The organism is Paenibacillus sp. N22P23 (assembly GCF_059383735.1).
On the sequence record NZ_JBXENT010000001.1, the window covers coordinates 635,719 to 654,096 of the forward strand.

The following is an 18,378-nucleotide window of genomic DNA, read 5'->3' on the forward strand; positions in this document are numbered from 1 at the left end:
CCTTTGGCAAACTGTTTGCTATGATTAGTTTACAACAAGCGGCAAATTTGGACTCGTTCATCGAAATGCGGTCAAAGACCGATCAATAGGCTGAGACACCTAAATTGTGCACAGAATGGACTGGTCCGAATGAGAGGGAAAGTGAAAATCCAAGAAATCGCCGATTTTGCGGGCGTTTCAAAGTTTGCTGTGTCGCGCGCGCTATCAGGCAAGAATGGCGTGAGCGAGCGAACGAGAGAAATGATCATGAAAGCGGCAGGCCAGCTCGGATACTTCAAAAATAATGAGCCCGCCCGGTTTACGGGAGAGCTGAACGAGCATGAAGACGTGAAGCGAAGCGGGACCATTGTCGTACTGTTTCCGAACGTGCGTTATCAGAATCGGGATTCCGTCTACTGGGGTCCTGTATTTGACGGCGTCAACGCGAGATTGAGCCAGCGGGGCATGGACATTATTACGCTGACCGAACCGTCTGGCGAGCATGTATTTTCTCTTCTCAAGCCCGAAGCCATTCAAGGCGTCATTACGATCGGCTCTGTCTCCACTCAGATTCTGCTCGATATTAAACGAATGAATATCCCTGTCGTCATGATCGACCATAGTGATCCGGCACTCCATTGCGACACGGTATTCTCCGACAATTTTAGCTGTATGCAGGAGCTCATGACGAAATTAATCAGTAAGGGCTACCGGAAGTTCCAGTACGTTGGGAGCATCAAGGATGCACCTAGCTATTTCGAGAGATGGCTTGCCTTCCGCACAATGTTGGAAAGCTACCAGATCGAACTAAATCAAGACCCGCAGCTGATCGGTCCTGACGCTCAAGATATGTATCTCTTATTCTCCAAGATCAAGCTAGGAGAGCTGCCTGAGGTATTCGTCTGCGCGCACGACGTGAATGCAAGGTATTTGATCGAAGAGCTGAATAAGCTTCAGATCCAGGTGCCAGAACAATGCGCCGTTACGGGCTACGACAACACCTGCGACAATTATCCGATTCTTGCAACGGTCAATGTGAACAAAGAATTGCTTGGGATGAGAGCTGTCGATCAGATACTGTGGCGGATCCTTAATCCGAGCTCGTCCTATGAGAAAAAGTTGATTTACGGCGATATTATTATTCGAGATGCCCATGCTCATCCCATTGCGAGCATGGAATCCGTTATCTGAATCGATATCCGGGAGCCATTAGGCCCGCTTGAATGCGTCGAAGCATTCAGGCGGGCTATTTATATGCCGCCAGGAATGTCTAAAGACCTAACAAAATAACAAATACATAACACTTTAAAAAATAAATATAATTTAATTTGTTATTTTAACCAAAATTTAATTGACTGTTTTTGGTGGTGGGTGCTATGATCGGCATGTGGTTTTGTGAAAGTTAGCCTAACGGTGGTGGTGATAGAACATTAAGCGGTAAAATGTAAACGTTTACGTTGGGGAATCTGGTAAAGAAATGCAGTTCGGAGGCGGATTGGCTATTGCTCCGAAGTGCGGCAAGACAAACAAATAGGAGGTTGTTTTGCAATGAGAAAAATGAAAGCACTTACAATCTTGTCTGTCGCGTTAATGCTTACTCTAAGTGCATGCGGAGGAGGCAACAGCAATAACAGCAGCAATGGCACAAACACAACCGAAAGCAACACTGCATCCAACACAACTGCTGAACCCGCCGCTAACAATGCCGCAACCGAAGAAAATGCCGCAGCGAACGAGCCTGTGGCGGAAGCCATCGATTTAGGCGGCCGCACAGTCAAAATCTCCATGTGGTGGGATGGCAAGCCAAAAGGTGAAACGGCCGGCGAGAAAGCCTCCCTCGCGAAGATTGCAGAGCTCGAAGAAAAATATAACATGAAGCTCGAATTCGTGAACATTCCGTTCGAACAATACATGGACAAGTTCACGACCGCAGTGCTTGCAGGCGAGCCGATGGCCGACATTTCGATCATGGAGTTCAAACGTGCGATCGCGCCAATTAAACAAGGCTTGGTACTTCCGCTAACGGACTTCACAACGGCTGATAACGACATCAACAAAGAACAGAAGCACGTTCAGAAGTTGCCAGCAATCGGCGGAACGGAATATTCGTTCAACACGCCTGGCATTTCGGCAGTGGGACTGTACTATAACCGCGATCTAATCAAGAAGCTTGGCTTGCAGGATCCGCAGGATCTGTACAACAACGGCGAATGGACTTGGGAGAAGTTCATGGAAATCGCGAAGCAAGCAACGACTGACTCTAACAACGATGGCAAGAAAGATACATGGGGCTACGCAGGCTGGGCAGCTGACGCGGCTCGTCACATTGGCGTAACGAACGGCGCGCTGTTCGTTACAGATACGGACTTAACGTTAGGTTTTACAGATCCGAAGATGTCTGAAGCGCTAGAATTCATTAACCGTCTCTACAGTGTGGAGAATGTCGTGAAAGTGAAATCAGGCAATAAAATGGACTGGAACGAAACAAATACGTTCAAAGACGGCGATGTCGCCATGTCGATCAACTATGACTGGAACATGGGTGATCTGACCTTCGAGGTTGGTATCGTGCCTAACCCGGCAGGTCCGCAAAGCGACGGGAAATACACCTTCGCGAACACGGCGCAAAATGGTTACTTTATTCCAAAAGGAACGAAGGACCCGGAAATCGTCTACCAAATTTTCGAAGAATTGCAAGATATCCCTGCGACAGAAGAGTACCTCGGTCAAGACTGGCTTGAGGCCCGCTTCAAGAACGAAGCCGATATCAAGATGGCGATCGAGCATGTAAACGGTACTGGCCGCCTTTCGATTGAAGAAGGCGTAGCAGACTTCCCGTTCTTCACGATCATGGATGACATTATCCTCAAAAATCAATCCGTAGCGGCAACGCTTGAGAAGTATAAGGCAAACGGCCAAGCTGCGCTGGATAAGCTGAAATAAGCTGATTGGAGCTGTACTGGCAACTAAGGAGAGGGGCTGCCGACTAATCGGTACAGCCCCTTTTGTTTCACCAATTCCCGGATGCAACTTCAACCTATCATTGGATCATAACAACCTAACCGTCTAGTTAGTTCGTTAGGTGAAAAAATACGAGGTTGGTCGTAGATCAAGTCGCCGCATAGGAGGGCTGACATTGAAAGGAACTGTTCGAAAGAAGAAGTGGACAATAGGGGCGATCGGAATCCTTGCATCGGCCGCATTAATCGGGCTCTGGTCGCAACTAGGTGCTGACAATGTGAGTGGAGCGGGCGAGAAGTCGACGTTCGTCAGCGGTTCGTGGACCTCGCTGCAGCAAGAACGAGGAGACTACACATCGTACCTGGCTAAGAATCAAAGTGCCGGATTCCCTGATCGCGAAGTAATCATCAACGCTTCCGACTATGCGAATGCGGAAGGCGATGACATCGAGAAGCTCGACAATTACGAGGGAAAGAGCGGAACTTCGCTGAAGACCGGCGAGCAAGGGCAAGTCGACTGGTCGGTGAATGTCCCGGAAGCGGGCTTTTACAATATTTCAGTGCAGTATTATCCGATACAAGGCAAAAGCTCGAGTATTGAACGGTCGTTGTTGATCGATGGCGAGTTGCCGTTCGAGGAAGCGAATTATTTGCAGTTCGACCGCATTTGGGACAATGAACTGGATCAGGTGAAGCGGGATAACCGCGGCAACGACCTGCGCCCGCAGCAGTTTGAGCGGCCGGAATGGCGTGAAGCACTACTTAAAGATTCGAACGGCTACTACGCGGATCCTTTCCGGTTCTACTTGACCTCAGGAACGCACACGCTCTCCTTGGTATCGCAGCGCGAGCCGATGGTCATTCGGCAGCTGCGCTTATATCAAGACAAGCATCCTGCGCTATATGAAGAAACGGTCAAGCGTTACGAGCAGGAGGGCTTGAAGGAAACAGACGGAAAGATCATTACGGTTCAAGGCGAGGACGCGCGTGTTAAGTCGTCTCCGACGCTTTATCCGCAGACTGAACGAGCCAGCGCAGCCGTGAAGCCATATAGTCCGGAGCTCGTTCGGGTGAATACGATCGGCGGCTACAATTGGCGCATGCCCGGTCAGTGGATCGAGTGGGAGGTTAATGCTCCGGAAGCCGGACTTTATAAGATCGCTCTAAAGGCCAAACAACAATTCGTTCGCGGCATCTACTCGACTCGAACACTTTACATAAACGGCGAAGTTCCGTTCAGGGAAGCAGAGCAAATTCCGTTCCGCTATAAGAGTGGATACCGCATCGACGTCATGGGAGACGATGAGCCGTATTTGTTCGAGCTAAAGAAAGGGAAGAACATCATCCGCCTTGAAGACACGCTCGGCGAATTTGCGCCGCTCATCCGCGAAGTGAAAGACAGCTTATTCAACCTCAACGAGATGTATCGCAAAATCATTATGATTACAGGCGCATCGCCGGATAAGTTCCGCGACTACCGCGTGGATGAGCAGGTGCCGAACCTGCTGAAGACGTTCAAATCGGAGGAAGAAAGACTGACGGCCGTCAGCAAAGAATTGAAAAGACTGTCGGGTGGAAGCAGCGATTCCGAAGCGCTTCTCAAGACGATGGCGCTGCAGCTTGGTGAGCTCATCGATAATCCGGACACGATTCCGCGCCGCCTTGCCGCTTACAAGAGCAACACGGGCGGTCTGGGCACTTGGCTGCAGAAGGCGCTCGAAATGCCGCTGCAAATCGATGAAATCTATGTTGCTTCGCCGAATAAGAAGCTTCCATCCGCGGGTGACGGATTTTTTACGAGGCTTAGCCATGAGATCACAACGTTCGCGTATTCCTTCTTCATCGACTACAACCAAATCGGCAATGCGTCCGATGAGAAGAATCCGCGTTCCATTACCGTGTGGATCGGAAGCGGCCGCGACCAGGCGAATACGCTGAAAGCGATGATCGACGAAACATTCACACCGGAGACCGGCATTAACGTGAATCTGAAGTTGGTACAAATGAATACGCTGCTGCCGGCTACGCTTGCAGGCCAAGGGCCGGATGTCGCGATGCAAATCAGCAACGATATTCCGGTGAACTACGCGATGCGCAAAGCTGCGGCCGATCTGTCGCAATTCCCGGATTACCAGGAAGTAGCCAATTGGTTCCGTCCAAGCGCGCTTGTTCCGTTTACTTATCAGAAAGGCGTCTATGCACTGCCGGAAACCCAAACCTTCAATATGCTTTTTTATCGGAAGGATGTCTTAAAAGAGCTGGGCCTAGAAGTGCCTCAAACTTGGGACGATATGTATAAGCTGCTCGCAGTACTGAACAAGAACCGGATGCAGCTTGGGATGCCGATTACGACGCCTGCGACTTCCGTGCCGATTCCGGGTCAGAACATTCCGCCGAATTCCATCTTTGCTACGATGCTCATGCAGAACGGCGGACAATTTTACCGGAACGAAGGTAAGGAATCCGATTTGGATTCCAGAATCGGGGTCGAAACGTTCAAAACCTGGACCGACCTCTACAGCGATTATAAGCTCGAGCGCGAATTCGATTTCGCGAACCGCTTCAGAACCGGTGAAATGCCGATCGGTATCGTCGATTATACGACGTATAACCAGCTGTCTGTATTCGCGCCGGAAATTCGCGGCATGTGGGGCTTCGTTCCAATTCCGGGCACGAAACAGCCGGACGGCACGATCCGCAGAGATACGCCGAGTAACGGAAGCGGTACGCTGATGCTAAGCGGCGCGAAGGATAAGGATGCCGCATGGCAGTTCATGAAATGGTGGACAGGCGAAGATGCGCAGACGAAGTACGGCCGCGAAATGGAAGCGCTTATGGGCGCTTCTGCCCGCTATCCGACCGCGAACGTCAAAGCGCTTGACAGCTTGCCTTGGCCGGTGGCTGATTATGACAGCTTGAAAGAGGAATTTGAGTGGGTCCGCGGCATTCCGGAAGTTCCGGGCGGTTACTTCACCGGACGGCATTTGCAGAACGCATTCTTGAAAGTCGTAGTCGGTGCGGATACGGAGGCGCGCGAAGCGATTCTCGACTACGCGCAGTATATCCAAGATGAAATTCGCGCGAAACGCAAAGAATTCGGCCTGCCGGAATAAAGGAGGGGTCCAAATGTCAAATATCGATATTCCGAATCAACGTACAACGACAGTGGCTGGAAAAACGCCGACGAGCACTCCGAGCTGGTGGGCTGTCAAATGGGAGATTATGAAGGGGCACAAGCATTCTTATATCCTGATGTCGCCCTATTTGCTGCTCTTTGCCGTATTTACAGTACTGCCTGTCATTATGTCCATCGTTATTAGTTTCACTTACTTCAATATGCTTGAGTTTCCGCGTTTTATCGGCTGGCAAAATTACGGCCGCTTGTTTCTGGAAGACGACGTGTTCTTAATTGCGGTTAAGAACACAATTCTCTTCGCGGTTATTACAGGACCACTCAGCTACATCGCCTGTTTCGTGTTTGCTTGGCTCATTAATGATCTACGGCCGAAGCTGCGCGCATTCATGACGCTCGTGTTCTATGCGCCGTCGATCTCGGGAAACGTGTATTTCCTGTGGCAGATGATCTTCTCGGGCGACCGTTACGGCATCGCGAACGGTTTCTTGATTAAGATGGGGGTTATTCTTGACCCGATTCTATGGCTGAAGACGGAAAAGTACATCATGCCGATCGTCATCCTCGTTCAATTATGGCTCAGCTTGGGTACCGGCTTCCTTGCCTTCATCGCAGGTTTGCAGACCGTCGATAAGACGCTCTATGAAGCCGGCGCCGTCGATGGCGTCAAGAACCGCTGGCAAGAGCTATGGTATATTACGTTGCCGTCGATGAAGCCTCAGCTGATGTTCGGCGCCGTCATCCAGATAACGGCGTCACTAGCCATCGCGGACGTTTCCATCTACTTGGCCGGCTTCCCAAGCGTGAACTATGCCGCGGAAACGATCGTCACGCATCTGATCGATTTCGGTACGATCCGATTCGAAATGGGTTACGCTTCCGCGATCGCGACCGTCTTGTTCCTCTTGATGCTTGGCGCGAATTTGGCGGTGCAACGACTTCTCAGGAAAGTGGGGAATTAACCGCATGAAGCTTGCGCTAACGCTTCGTAAAAAACGCGTAAACCGTTCCTTTGTCGGGACATTCTGGCTTTCGGTATTTCTTGCTCTCGTTGCTTCTTTTATGGCGCTGCCGCTCGTTTATGCGATTAATGCGGCGTTCAAGCCGCTGGATGAAATTTTCTTGTTCCCGCCTACCTTGTTTGTCAGACATCCGACCACGAGCAATTTCATTGATCTGATGACGCTGCTCGGTCAATCGTGGGTTCCGTTTTCGCGATATATTTTCAATACGTTCTTCATTACCGGGATGGGAGTAGTCGGTCACGTATTGCTGGCTTCCGCCGCAGCCTATCCGCTAGCGAAGCATCGTTTTCCGGGCAGCAAGATCATCTTTACGATTGTCGTACTGTCGCTGATGTTTACGCCGCAGGTTACGGCAATCCCGAACTATATGGTCATGTCCTGGATCGGATTAATCGACACGTACTGGGCGGTCATCGTGCCAGCCTTCGCGTTCTCGCTCGGCCTCTATTTGATGAAGCAGTTCATGGAGCAAATTCCCGACGCGCTTCTCGAATCGGCGAAGATCGACGGGGCAAACGAATACCGTATTTTCTGGCAAATCGTCATGCCGAACGTAAAGCCGGCTTGGCTGACGCTTGTCATTCTCTTGTTCCAGATGCTCTGGGGTACGGACGGCAACGGATTTATCTATAGCGAACAGTTGAAAACGCTTCACTACGCGTCCAATCAAATTATTTTCGGCGGGATTGCCCGTGCTGGCGTTGGCTCGGCTGTCGCATTGATTCTCATGAGCGTACCGATTGCCCTGTTCATATTCTCGCAAAGCCGCATTATCGAAACGATGACGACATCCGGCATGAAGGACTAGAGGGGGTGGAAGCGTGCAAATAAAGAGAGTGTTCCTAATTGCTGCGATTATAGCGCTGGTGATGACGATCGTTGTGCCGCCGCCGGCTTCGGCAGCTGCGCCTTATGAAGCTTACAATTACGATTTCTACGGGGATGCAGTGCCGCTGCCCGCGCCCTACTTGCCGGACTATGCGATTACCGGGAGCAGCTTGGGTGTCGGCGATTTCAATCAGCCTAAAGATATGTACGTGACGCATGACGGCACTATATATATCCTGGACAGCGGCAATGCGCGCGTGGTCATCCTTGATAGTCAATTAAACGTCACGCAGATCATCACCAAGTTTGACAATAACGGCAAGGAAGATGGTTTCGCGGCGCCTGAAGGGCTGTTCGTCTCGGAGAAGAATGAAGTCTATGTCGCCGATACCGAGCATAATCGAGTCGTCGTGCTTTCAAACGATGGCAAGCTGATCAAGATCGTGGAAAGTCCGAAATCGGATATTTTGCCGAAAGACTTTAAGTTCGTGCCGCTTAAGGTAACAGTGGACAGCGCGGACCGATTATTCGTAGTCGCCCGTGGCGTCTTTGAAGGCATCATGCAATTCGACGACAAGAAGGTATTCATGGGATATGTCGGCACGATCAGCGTATCGCCTAGCCTGTGGGACCGGCTCTGGCGATCGTTGTCCACGAATGCGCAGAAGCAGCAAATGGAGCTGTTCATCCCGACCGAATTCGCAAGCGTAGATATTGACAGCAAAGGGTTTGTTTACGCAACGGCCATCGATAACACGTCGAATGAAACGATCAAACGGCTTAATCCATCCGGCCAAGATGTGCTAAAACGATTCGGCTACTGGCCGGTCAAAGGCGACATCCGCTTCCGGAGGTTCGGCAATAACTCGGGTCCGTCGAAGCTCACTGACATTAAAGTGCTTGACGGCGGCATGTATGTAGCACTGGATTCGAATCGCGCGCGACTGTTCACGTACAATGCCGAAGGCGACTTGCTCTATGTTTTCGGAGACAGAGGCAACCAGCTTGGCTTATTTAATACGCCAGTGGCCGTGGAACAAATTGGCGATAAGCTCGCCGTGCTCGATCGGGGCAAGAACAATATCGCGGTCTTCCGTCCTACGGAGTTCGGCAGCCTGGTTCGTCAAGCAACGATTCAGCATTACAGCGGGAACGATAACGAGGCCGTCAAATTATGGGGTCAAGTGCTGCGTCTGAATACGAACTATGAGATCGCCTACCTAGGTATCGGCAAATCGCTGCTGATGGCGAAGAAGAACGAAGAGGCAATGGAGTATTTCAAGCTCGGCATGAGCCGAAAAAACTATTCCGTTGCCTACAAACGATATCGCCGAGAAGTGATGAAGGACCATTTCGGCCCTTTCATGACGGTGCTGATTTCGCTTATAGCCGCATTTATCGTGTACCGCATCGCCAGGAACGTTATAAGAAGGAGGACTGTGAAACGTGAAGCAGGATTATATTAAGTTTCCGCTCCATCTCATCTTACATCCGTTCGACGGATTCTGGGACATGAAATATGAGAGCAAAGGGAAGGTCAAAGTTTCCTTGGCCATTCTCCTGTTGCTTGTACTGACGCTCATTCTGCAGAAGCAATTCGCAGGTTTTCTCGTCAATTTCGTGGACCCGAGATCGTTAAACAGTCTGGATGATTTGCAATTCACGGTGCTGCCGTTCTTCCTGTTCTGCATAGCGAACTGGTCCATCACGACGCTGATGGAGGGCGAAGGCAAATTTAAGGATATTATTATGGCAACCGGCTATGCGCTGCTGCCAATGGTGCTGCTCAATCTGCCGATCACGTTTATAAGCCGGTTCATGACGCAGGAGGAGACGCCTTTCTATTGGTTGGTAAACAGCGTAGCGAGCATTTGGTTCCTCCTCTTGCTGTTCATCGGCATTATGACGGTGCATCAATACACGCCGGCCAAAGCCATTCTCACGTTGGGGCTGACCGTGATCGCAATGGGATTCGTCGTGTTCCTCGGCACGCTGGCATTCAGCTTGGGATTGCAAATTTATTGGTTCGTGTATGATGTGTATCGCGAAATCATATTCCGTACGTAAAGGAGGCCGCACCTTTGAATAACCGAATGAAATGGTATGCGGCGCTGGCTTGTATCGGGATAGTTGGTATCTCGGCTCTCGCCTATTACCGGTCAACTAAAGGAGCTCCGGCGATCGAGGTAAGCACATATATGCAGCCTGTTGTGAAGCCGGCTTCGGCCGCGGAGTTAAAGTTTTTGCCTGATAGCGAACCAGCCGTTGCAGGCATGAAGCTTGCGGCCCAATCGGATACGCTAGCGTTGTATTTCAATCCGGACTCGACCGAAATTGCGGTGCTTAACCGAACAAGCGGCAAAGTATGGCGGAGCAATCCGGAGGATTTGGGTTCGGACGCTAAAGCGTCGCCTTTCGAGAAGGATCGGCTGGCCGCCCAGATCACGATCAATTATAGGGATTCTATCGGAACGCTTGGATCGATTACGAACTTTACGGATAGTATCGCACGCAAGCAGTTCAAGGCTGATAGCATTGACAATGGCATCCGGATTACGTATACGATCGGGGACACGTCACTCGGAATAGATGCGCTGCCGAAGAGAATCAGCAAGAAGCGTATGGAAGAGAAGGTATACAGCAAGCTTGATGAAGCGACGGCGAAATATGTAGGCAACCGGTATTTCCCGCTCGAGAACAATCCGGAGGTGCTGGAGCGGCTCGATACGGCGGTATCCAGAGCGCTCGTGCTCAGCAGAATGCTGGATGCTTTTGCGAAAGCAGGCTACACGGCAGAGGATTTAGCCGCTGATAATCAAGAGAACGGCTTGGCTGTCGAGGGCGGAGCGAGCCGACCGAACTTCACGGTTCCCATCGAGTATCAGCTCGCCGGCGATGAACTGACGGTCCGCGTTCCTGTGCAAGAGATTCAGGAAAGCAAGGGCTATCAAATTCGCTCAGTGGAGCTGCTCGATTTCTTCGGTGCAGCCGGTACCGATGCGAAAGGCTACATGCTTGTTCCGGATGGCTCCGGGAGCTTGATTCAACTGAATAACGGCAAGATCGGCGAGGAGGTCTATTCCCAGCGTGTCTACGGAGAAGATGAGAACAGAAACTCCCGTCGCCGAGGGCAGGTCTCGGAAGCAGCACGCCTGCCGGTGTTCGGCATGAAATCCGGCGACGACGCCTGGTTCGCCACGATCGAGAAAGGCGAAGGTATCGCCAGCATCAACGCCGATATTAGTGGCCGCAAAAATTCGTATAACTATGCGTACGCGAGCTTCGCCATCCGTGGGGAGGATGCGCTTGAAATCTACAAAGGCAATAAGGTAGACGAAATACAGCTTCTGACCGAGGATTCTTTCAAAGGTGATCTGCAGGTCTGCTACAGCTTCTTATCCGGAAGCGAGGCGAATTACTCCGGCATGGCAAAGCACTACCGCGAGAAGTTGGTTCAGGATAAAGTCTTGCAGACGAACGAATCGCAAGGAGGGCTGCCTTTCTATCTCGATGTACTGGGGGCCGTGGACAAACGCAAGTCGTTGCTCGGCATTCCGTATAAAGGGCTCATGCCGATGACTACGATCGAACAAGCCGGCCAAATGACCGAGCAGCTCAATGCCGCTGGCGTTTCTAACATCCAGATGCGTTATATCGGCTGGTTTAATGAGGGCATCGATCACAAAATTCCAGAGACCGTCAAATTGGACAGCGAGCTTGGAAGCAAATCCGAGCTGAAGCAGCTGTCTCAGAAGCTTGAGGGGATGGGCGGTCGTTTATATCCGGATGTCGCGTTTCAACATGTGCTTCGCGAGAATCGCAACTTTAAGCCCGCCTCGGATGCGGCGCGTTTCGTAACGCGCGAGCAAGCGAAGCTTGCGCCGATCAATCGCGCGTTCAATGCGATGGACCTTTCGCTTGGATCTTTTTACTTGCTTTCTCCGGCCAAGCTGCCTTACTTCGTTGACCAATTCATCGACAGCTATGACGGCTACGGAATCGATGCCGTTTCGCTCCGCGATATGGGAGACTTGCTGCAGGCCGATTACCGGGTAAGCCGCGTCGTATTCCGCGATGTCGCTAAGAACATCGTTACGGAGCAGCTAGGAAAGTTGGACAAGAGCTATCCCAATATGATGTTGACCGGCGGAAATGCTTATGCGCTGAAATATGCGGATCAGTTGATCGACGTACCGATGGCCTCCAGCGGTTTCGGCATCACCGATCAGGAAATTCCATTCTATGAAATGGTCATACACGGTTACAAGAATTATGCCGGCTCTGCTGTTAATCTGGGTGACAACCAAGATTTGACCTACCACATGCTGCGTTCATTAGAGTATGGGGCCGCGCCGCATTTCTTCTGGTCCTATGAATCGTCGTCCAAGCTGAAATTGACTGCTTACGAATCGTTTTTCTCGACGCATTATACCGATTGGCTCGAAGCCGCTTCCAGTCTATACGGCAAAGTAAACGATGCCCTCGCCGATTTGCAGAACAGAACGATTGCAGAACATGTCCAGCATCAACCCGGCGTCGTACAAGTGCGCTATGACAACGGTACCTCCGTTTATGTGAACTATACGGAAAAGTCGGTTACGGTCAATGGCATTCAAATCGCAGCCAAAAATTTCACGGTAGGCGGTGATAATTCGTGAACCTCAGACGATTAACCTTGTCGCAGAAGCGTGCATTTCTCGGAGTCGCGTTTATTACGCCTTGGCTGCTTGGCTTCGTATTCTTGTTCGCGACGCCGCTGGTTCAATCCATCCGATTCAGCTTCAGCGAGCTGAAGGTGGCTCCGGGCGGGTACTCGTTGGACTTCATCGGACTGAAGAACTTTACCGATGCGCTCTCGGTCGATCCGAACTATAACCGGATCCTGACCGAATCGTTAACGGAAATGGCTTGGAACGTGCCTATGATCCTGTTCTTCAGCTTATTTACAGCTGTCATGCTGAACTCGAAGTTTAGAGGCAGATCAATTGCGAGAGCGATATTCTTTCTACCGGTCATTCTCGCTTCAGGCGCCGTAGCCGCAGCTCAATCCTCCGGATTGATTCAGTTGACGGGCAGCTCCGAAGTTGCACAGGAATTAGGTCTTGCACAGAACGGCTTCGATCCGCTTATGCTCGCTTTTATGCTTGCCGATGCGGGCATGCCGACCGTTTTCATCGAATACATCATCGATGCCGTACAGCGGATCTATGAGATCATTAGCAGCTCCGGCGTCCAAATTCTTATTTTTCTAGCGGCGCTTCAGTCTGTACCGGTCACGATGTACGAGGTCGCCAAGATGGAAGGCGCAACGCCTTACGAGACCTTCTGGAAGATTACGTTCCCTATGGTAAGTCCGCTTATTCTAACTAACATCATCTATACGATTATCGACTCCTTTACGGAAAGCCAGCTAACGAGAACGATCTATACCACGGCATTCCAAGCGCAAAATTTCGGTCTGAGCGCCGCGATGTCCTGGATCTACACCATTGTCATCAGTTTGATTCTCGTTGTCGTCGGCATTCTGGTTTCCAGGAAAGTGTTCTACTATAACTGATGTAGAAGGGAGGAGAACAGCTTGAAAGGATCGCTTATGGAGAACGAAATTGTAGTCTTGAGGATGCAGAAGGCGAAGAACAAATCGATCGAGCTGCTGTGGTCGATATTTCGTTACATTCTGATTATCGGCATCTCATTCGTCATCATCTATCCGCTCCTTCAGCAGCTTTCGGTCGCTATCAAAGATAAGACCGATATTTACAATCCGACGATCTATATGATTCCCGTTCATTTCACGACGGAGAATCTACGGCTCGCATTGAGTGTGCTGAATTATTGGCCGCTGCTGAAGAATACGCTGCTATTCGTCGTCTCGACGACGGTACTGCAAGCTGCGTCTTGCGCCCTTGCAGGCTATGGCTTTGCGAGGTTCACATTTCCGGGACGTAATATTCTGTTCACGCTCGTTATTTTGACGATTCTCATTCCTTCGAGCACGCTTATGGTGCCGATGTATTTGCACTTCCGAAACTTTGACATCATGGGCTTGGTGAACCTGTTTACGGGCAAAGAGGGCATCAACATGTTGAATACGTACGGACCTTCCCTGATAACAGCGGCGCTTGCCAATGGCTTGAAATCGGGCTTGTACATTTATATTTTCCGTCAATTTTTCCGCGGCATGCCGGCGGAAATTGAGGAAGCGGCGCTCATCGACGGAGCGGGAGGCTTCCGGACGTTCTTTACGATCATGCTGCCGAATGCGATTCCTCCTTTGATCACGGTCACGCTGTTCGCTTTCGTATGGCAGTATAACGATACCTTCTACAGTTCGCTCTTTATGAGCCAAAGTAATCTCATGGCGATTAAGGTTGCATCCTTACCGGCTGACGCCAACCAATATTTGCCTGGCATTCTAGGCGTCGGCGCGGGCTCGAACGTGAAGGTCGATCCGAACCTGGTATCTATGATTGTGGATACGGGGGTTCTGCTGGCAATCGCGCCGCTTGTGGTCATGTATTTGTTCGTTCAACGATTCTTTGTAGAGAGCGTCGAGCGGACAGGCGTTGTTGGCTAACCGGCTGAGCGAGGGGAGACATCACGCATGATCAATCGCAAGCTAGCCCTCTTCGCAGGCGGAAGTTTACTCGTGCTGGCAGCAGTCGGCTTTATAGCGCTGACTGCCGGCGGCGGTCCGGCCAATCAAGCTGGACCACTGCTGAAGGAGCCGTCATCGGCAGTTAATGCGGGGACGGCACCGGATGCGGCGCCAACAGCGAAAGTGCCGGTCATTCACAATGTCGTGGCGAATGCAGATGCAATCGAGCTCTATTCGAAATTCGAGCTCACGCTGGAGATGGACGCCGATTATAAGAATCCGTACGATCCGCGCGAGATTGACCTTTCCATGGACTTGACTTCGCCAAGCGGGAAGAAGTGGTCGGTTAACGGCTTCTATGACGGTACCGGATTTGCCTGGAAGGTCCGGTTCTCGCCGGATGAAGCCGGCAAGTGGAGCTACCGGCTTCATGCCGTAACAGCTGGAGCTGCGAGCGAAGGGTCGCAAGGCTCGTTCGAGGCGACTCCTACCAAGAGTCGGGGCTGGATTCAGGTTTCGGACGATAATAAGCGGTATCTCGAATATAGGGACGGCTCTTCCTTCTACGGTGTAGGCGTAGCCTACCCGTGGGGAATTACCGATGTCAATCTTGATAAAATCGCAGAGCACGGCGGCAACCTCATTACCTACTGGAACGGCAATTATGACAGCTCCGGCAACGGCGGCGGCAGCAATCAGCTGCAATCCGCCACATTCGGCGTCGAGAAGATCGACCCGCTGAAGGCGAGGCGAATCGATGATTTGATCGAATCGTTCGAGCAGCGGGGACTGCATATGAATTTTGTCGTTTGGCCGCATGATTCGTTGTCCGACACCTTGGACGGATGGCCGAAAGCATGGGAGAAGAGCGGTTATGCGGCGCTTGGCGAAGCGAAGGATTTCTTCACGAGCCAAGAGATGTGGGTGTATCAGGAGCATCTCTACCGGTACATCATTGCCCGCTTTGGATATAGCAGCGCAATCGGCATTTGGGATTTGGTATGCGAGATTAACGGCACGGACGGCTGGGTGCACGGCAGCACAGCAGATACCGATGCTTGGACGGCGAAAGTGCACAGCTATTTCAAAGAGCATGATCCGTACGGGCATCCGACGATGGGCTCGATGGCGGGAAATCGTCAGGATTATTGGGATTATGGCTATCGGACGCTGGATATTGCCGATCGAGAGAACTACTACAATCTCAATTACAAAGCCTATGCCCAGGATATTCGCAAACGGTGGGACAGCTATGAGAAGCCGCTTATGATCGGCGAAACGGGCAATGTGACCGATACGCTGAAGTATCATCAAGCGATCTGGATTTCTCTGGCAAGCGGCTTGGCGTCCTCGCCGTTCTGGTGGGATTTCGGGCAACTAAGCGACGACATGTTCGTGCATATGAAGCATTTTGCCGCGTTTACGGCTGGTATCGATTTTCTCGAGAAGCGCGTTCCTGTTACTAGCGCGGAAGGCAATAATGGTGGTCAGGCGCAAGCTTGGGCGATGCAAGGAGAGAGTCAAACGTATGGCTGGCTGCTCGCGGAGGACGGTGGAGCCAGGGGTAAGTCCGTAACCTTGCCGAGCTGGTCGGCCGGTACATACACGTTGTCTTGGTACGATCCTTGGACAGGCGCTTCGCTTGACGGCGGGACCGTAGAGGCTGTGGACGGCAAGCTCGTTCTCGCCTCGCCGGACACCTCTCAATCCGATCTGGCGTTTACGATTACGCGGAACTAGTGGCAACAATCAAGCATGGGAGGCGGAGTATGTCAGCATATGCTGGAGATCACAGCCGATTTCAGGTACAGCCGAAATTAATCAATCCGAATGCCGATGATTGCGCCAAACGGCTGATGGCTTATTTATGCGATACCTACGGACGCAAAATGTTGACAGGACAGCAGATTGGCGTTGTCACGACGCCAGAGATGGAATTCATTTATCGTGAAACAGGCAAATATCCGGCTGTCGGCGGCTTCGATTTCATGAACGATTCCCCCTCGCGCCTGGAGCGCGGAGCGGTTGGGACGGATACGGAGCTGGCGCTCAAGTGGTGGGAGGAAGGCGGCATCGTCACCTTCTGCTGGCACTGGAACGCGCCAAAGCACCTCATTGATCAGCCGCCCGATAACGGATGGCATCGAGGCTTTTATACGTCGGCGACGACTTTCGATTTGGCAGCAGCGATGGAGGATCCCGATTCCGAGGATTATCAGCAGCTGCTGCGCGATATCGATGCCATATCTGGCTTGCTTGCCAAACTTCGCGACGCCGGCGTTCCCGTATTGTGGAGGCCGCTTCACGAAGCTTCCGGCGGCTGGTTCTGGTGGGGGGCGAAGGGCCCTCAGCCGTGCATCCGGCTGTGGAAACTCATGTTCGAACGCATGACCCAGATGCACGGACTACATCACCTGATTTGGGTTTGGAACGGCCAGCATAAAGACTGGTATCCCGGCGACGAATACGTCGACATCATTGGCGAGGACGTTTACGTCCCAGAGCGCAATTACGTTTCGAACGTTGTTCGTTTCCGCCAGGCGCTCGATTATACCGATGATGCCAAAATCATCGCTCTTTCGGAGAACGGGCCGCTGCCCGATCCTGACAGCATGGTTGCGGACGGCGCGCTTTGGTCGTGGAACTGTACCTGGTATGGCGATTTCGTAAAGTCGGAGCAGTTTACCGACTGGGAGATGCTCCGGAAATTCTACAATCACGCGTTCACGCTGACGCGCGAGGAGCTTCCCGACTTGAGAAACTATCCATTGCCAGTGCTAGAATAACAACATAAAGGAGAGAAGATGCGTTGCCTACCGAATTGTTCGTCAAAGGGATGACGTATGGATGGAATAGTTCCCGAGGCTCTTACAGGCAGCCTTATGCCGTTGATTCTCTCCGCAAGCTGAGCGAGACAGGCAGCGAATGGATCGCATTATCGTTTTATACGATGCAAAATAATGTGTATGCCACAGAAATTCCGTTCGATTACGGATGGACCATGACCGACCGGGATATCGAGCACACCGTAAAAGAAGCCAAGGCGCTGGGGTTGAAAGTATGCTTAAAGCCCGTCGTCAACTCCAAGGACGGGATCTGGCGCGCGCATATCGGCTTTCCGGAGGAAACCGGTGCTGAGCCTTACTGGGATGCATGGTTCCAGTCATATGGCAATTTTCTTAGCCATTATGCGGAGCTCGCTCAAGAATTAGGCTGCGAAATGTTCTGCATCGGCTGCGAAATGGTGAAGACCGAAGCCAAGCAGGAGCATTGGACGCGGCTGATCGCGCGAATCCGGAGCATCTATGACGGGCCGATCGTCTATAACGCCAACCACGGGTCGGAGGAGCGGATCAAATGGTTCGACCAAGTGGATCTCATCGGTACGAGCGCTTATTATCCGGTCGCGAATCATCCGGGCGACAGCGAGGAAGCCATGATTGCCAACTGGCTGCCGGTGCGGGAGAAGATGGCTTCGCTTCACGCGAAATTCGGCAAGCCGATTATCTTCATGGAAATCGGCTGCCGGAGCGCGCTTGGCTGCGCGACGATGCCTTGGGATTTCACGCATACCGAGCTGCCCGTCAGTGAAGAAGAGCAGGCGAATTTCTACAGCTCGGTCTTAAAGGTGTTCTGGGATGAGCCATGGTTTGCTGGGTTCTTCTGGTGGGATTGGAGCGTGAAGCTATACGATAGGGAAGAGGCTGAATCGAATGTTGGCTTTGATATTTATGGCAAGAAGGCGGAGCACATCTTAAAGGAATGGTATGAGAAGCCCAAGCAATCGTTAGTCCAGCTTGGATGAGCTTCGCTTGCTGTATCTGTGCAGCCTAATTTCTGGAATGCGATAGTGCT

The 18,378-nt window shown here is 51.6% G+C and carries 13 protein-coding genes; all 13 read left to right on the forward strand.

What is annotated here, in order from left to right; genetic code table 11:
* The first annotated feature begins 129 nt into the window (after positions 1-129).
* The 13 genes from AC506A_RS03185 to AC506A_RS03245 all read left to right on the forward strand — a co-directional run bounded on the left by AC506A_RS03185 (position 130) and on the right by AC506A_RS03245 (position 18,328).
* Positions 130-1,170 (forward strand): LacI family DNA-binding transcriptional regulator, encoded by a 1,041-nt coding sequence (locus AC506A_RS03185; RefSeq protein WP_495459524.1) that lies wholly within the window; start codon positions 130-132, stop codon positions 1,168-1,170.
* Between the two features lie 357 nt (positions 1,171-1,527).
* Positions 1,528-2,922 carry an ABC transporter substrate-binding protein gene (locus AC506A_RS03190; RefSeq protein WP_495459525.1) on the forward strand — a complete coding sequence of 465 codons (1,395 nt, stop codon included), beginning with the start codon at positions 1,528-1,530 and terminating at the stop codon, positions 2,920-2,922.
* A 193-nt stretch (positions 2,923-3,115) separates the two neighbouring features.
* Positions 3,116-6,052, forward strand: a complete 2,937-nt coding sequence (locus AC506A_RS03195; RefSeq protein ID WP_495459526.1) for an extracellular solute-binding protein — start codon at positions 3,116-3,118, stop codon at positions 6,050-6,052.
* 109 nt (positions 6,053-6,161) lie between these two features.
* Positions 6,162-7,034, forward strand: a complete 873-nt coding sequence (locus AC506A_RS03200; protein WP_240548257.1) for a carbohydrate ABC transporter permease — start codon at positions 6,162-6,164, stop codon at positions 7,032-7,034.
* A gap of 4 nt (positions 7,035-7,038) precedes the next feature.
* Positions 7,039-7,905 carry a carbohydrate ABC transporter permease gene (locus tag AC506A_RS03205; protein WP_495459527.1) on the forward strand — a complete coding sequence of 289 codons (867 nt, stop codon included), beginning with the start codon at positions 7,039-7,041 and terminating at the stop codon, positions 7,903-7,905.
* Between the two features lie 13 nt (positions 7,906-7,918).
* Complete coding sequence (locus tag AC506A_RS03210) at positions 7,919-9,391, forward strand: gluconolactonase (RefSeq protein ID WP_495459528.1); 1,473 nt, start codon at positions 7,919-7,921, stop codon at positions 9,389-9,391.
* Complete coding sequence (locus AC506A_RS03215; RefSeq protein ID WP_495459529.1) at positions 9,372-9,992, forward strand: Yip1 family protein; 621 nt, start codon at positions 9,372-9,374, stop codon at positions 9,990-9,992. Before AC506A_RS03210 ends, AC506A_RS03215 begins: the two co-directional genes overlap by 20 nt.
* 14 nt (positions 9,993-10,006) lie before the next feature.
* Positions 10,007-12,583 carry a DUF5696 domain-containing protein gene (locus tag AC506A_RS03220; protein WP_495459530.1) on the forward strand — a complete coding sequence of 859 codons (2,577 nt, stop codon included), beginning with the start codon at positions 10,007-10,009 and terminating at the stop codon, positions 12,581-12,583.
* Entirely contained in the window at positions 12,580-13,482 is a 903-nt protein-coding gene (locus tag AC506A_RS03225) for a carbohydrate ABC transporter permease (protein WP_495459531.1), read from the forward strand. The genes AC506A_RS03220 and AC506A_RS03225 overlap by 4 nt, the downstream gene beginning before the upstream one ends.
* Before the next feature lie 63 nt (positions 13,483-13,545).
* Entirely contained in the window at positions 13,546-14,502 is a 957-nt protein-coding gene (locus tag AC506A_RS03230) for a carbohydrate ABC transporter permease (RefSeq protein WP_475780114.1), read from the forward strand.
* A gap of 27 nt (positions 14,503-14,529) precedes the next feature.
* Positions 14,530-16,263 carry a DUF5060 domain-containing protein gene (locus AC506A_RS03235; RefSeq protein WP_495459532.1) on the forward strand — a complete coding sequence of 578 codons (1,734 nt, stop codon included), beginning with the start codon at positions 14,530-14,532 and terminating at the stop codon, positions 16,261-16,263.
* Between the two features lie 29 nt (positions 16,264-16,292).
* The gene (locus AC506A_RS03240; protein ID WP_495459533.1) at positions 16,293-17,309 is read left to right on the forward strand and encodes a glycosyl hydrolase; all 1,017 of its coding nucleotides are present in this window, start codon (positions 16,293-16,295) and stop codon (positions 17,307-17,309) included.
* A gap of 23 nt (positions 17,310-17,332) precedes the next feature.
* On the forward strand, positions 17,333-18,328 hold the full coding sequence (locus AC506A_RS03245; RefSeq protein WP_495459534.1) for a glycoside hydrolase family 113: 996 nt from the start codon (positions 17,333-17,335) through the stop codon (positions 18,326-18,328).
* Positions 18,329-18,378 lie beyond the last annotated feature (50 nt).

Excerpts from the sequence above, each read along its gene's own strand:
- AC506A_RS03200 (WP_240548257.1), top strand. The coding sequence starts at position 6,162 with ATGAAGGGGCACAAGCATTCTTATATCCTGATGTCGCCCTATTTGCTG.
- AC506A_RS03240 (WP_495459533.1), top strand. The coding sequence starts at position 16,293 with ATGTCAGCATATGCTGGAGATCACAGCCGATTTCAGGTACAGCCGAAA.
- AC506A_RS03185 (WP_495459524.1), top strand. The coding sequence starts at position 130 with ATGAGAGGGAAAGTGAAAATCCAAGAAATCGCCGATTTTGCGGGCGTT.
- AC506A_RS03190 (WP_495459525.1), top strand. The coding sequence starts at position 1,528 with ATGAGAAAAATGAAAGCACTTACAATCTTGTCTGTCGCGTTAATGCTT.
- AC506A_RS03205 (WP_495459527.1), top strand. The coding sequence starts at position 7,039 with ATGAAGCTTGCGCTAACGCTTCGTAAAAAACGCGTAAACCGTTCCTTT.
- AC506A_RS03230 (WP_475780114.1), top strand. The coding sequence starts at position 13,546 with ATGCAGAAGGCGAAGAACAAATCGATCGAGCTGCTGTGGTCGATATTT.
- AC506A_RS03235 (WP_495459532.1), top strand. The coding sequence starts at position 14,530 with ATGATCAATCGCAAGCTAGCCCTCTTCGCAGGCGGAAGTTTACTCGTG.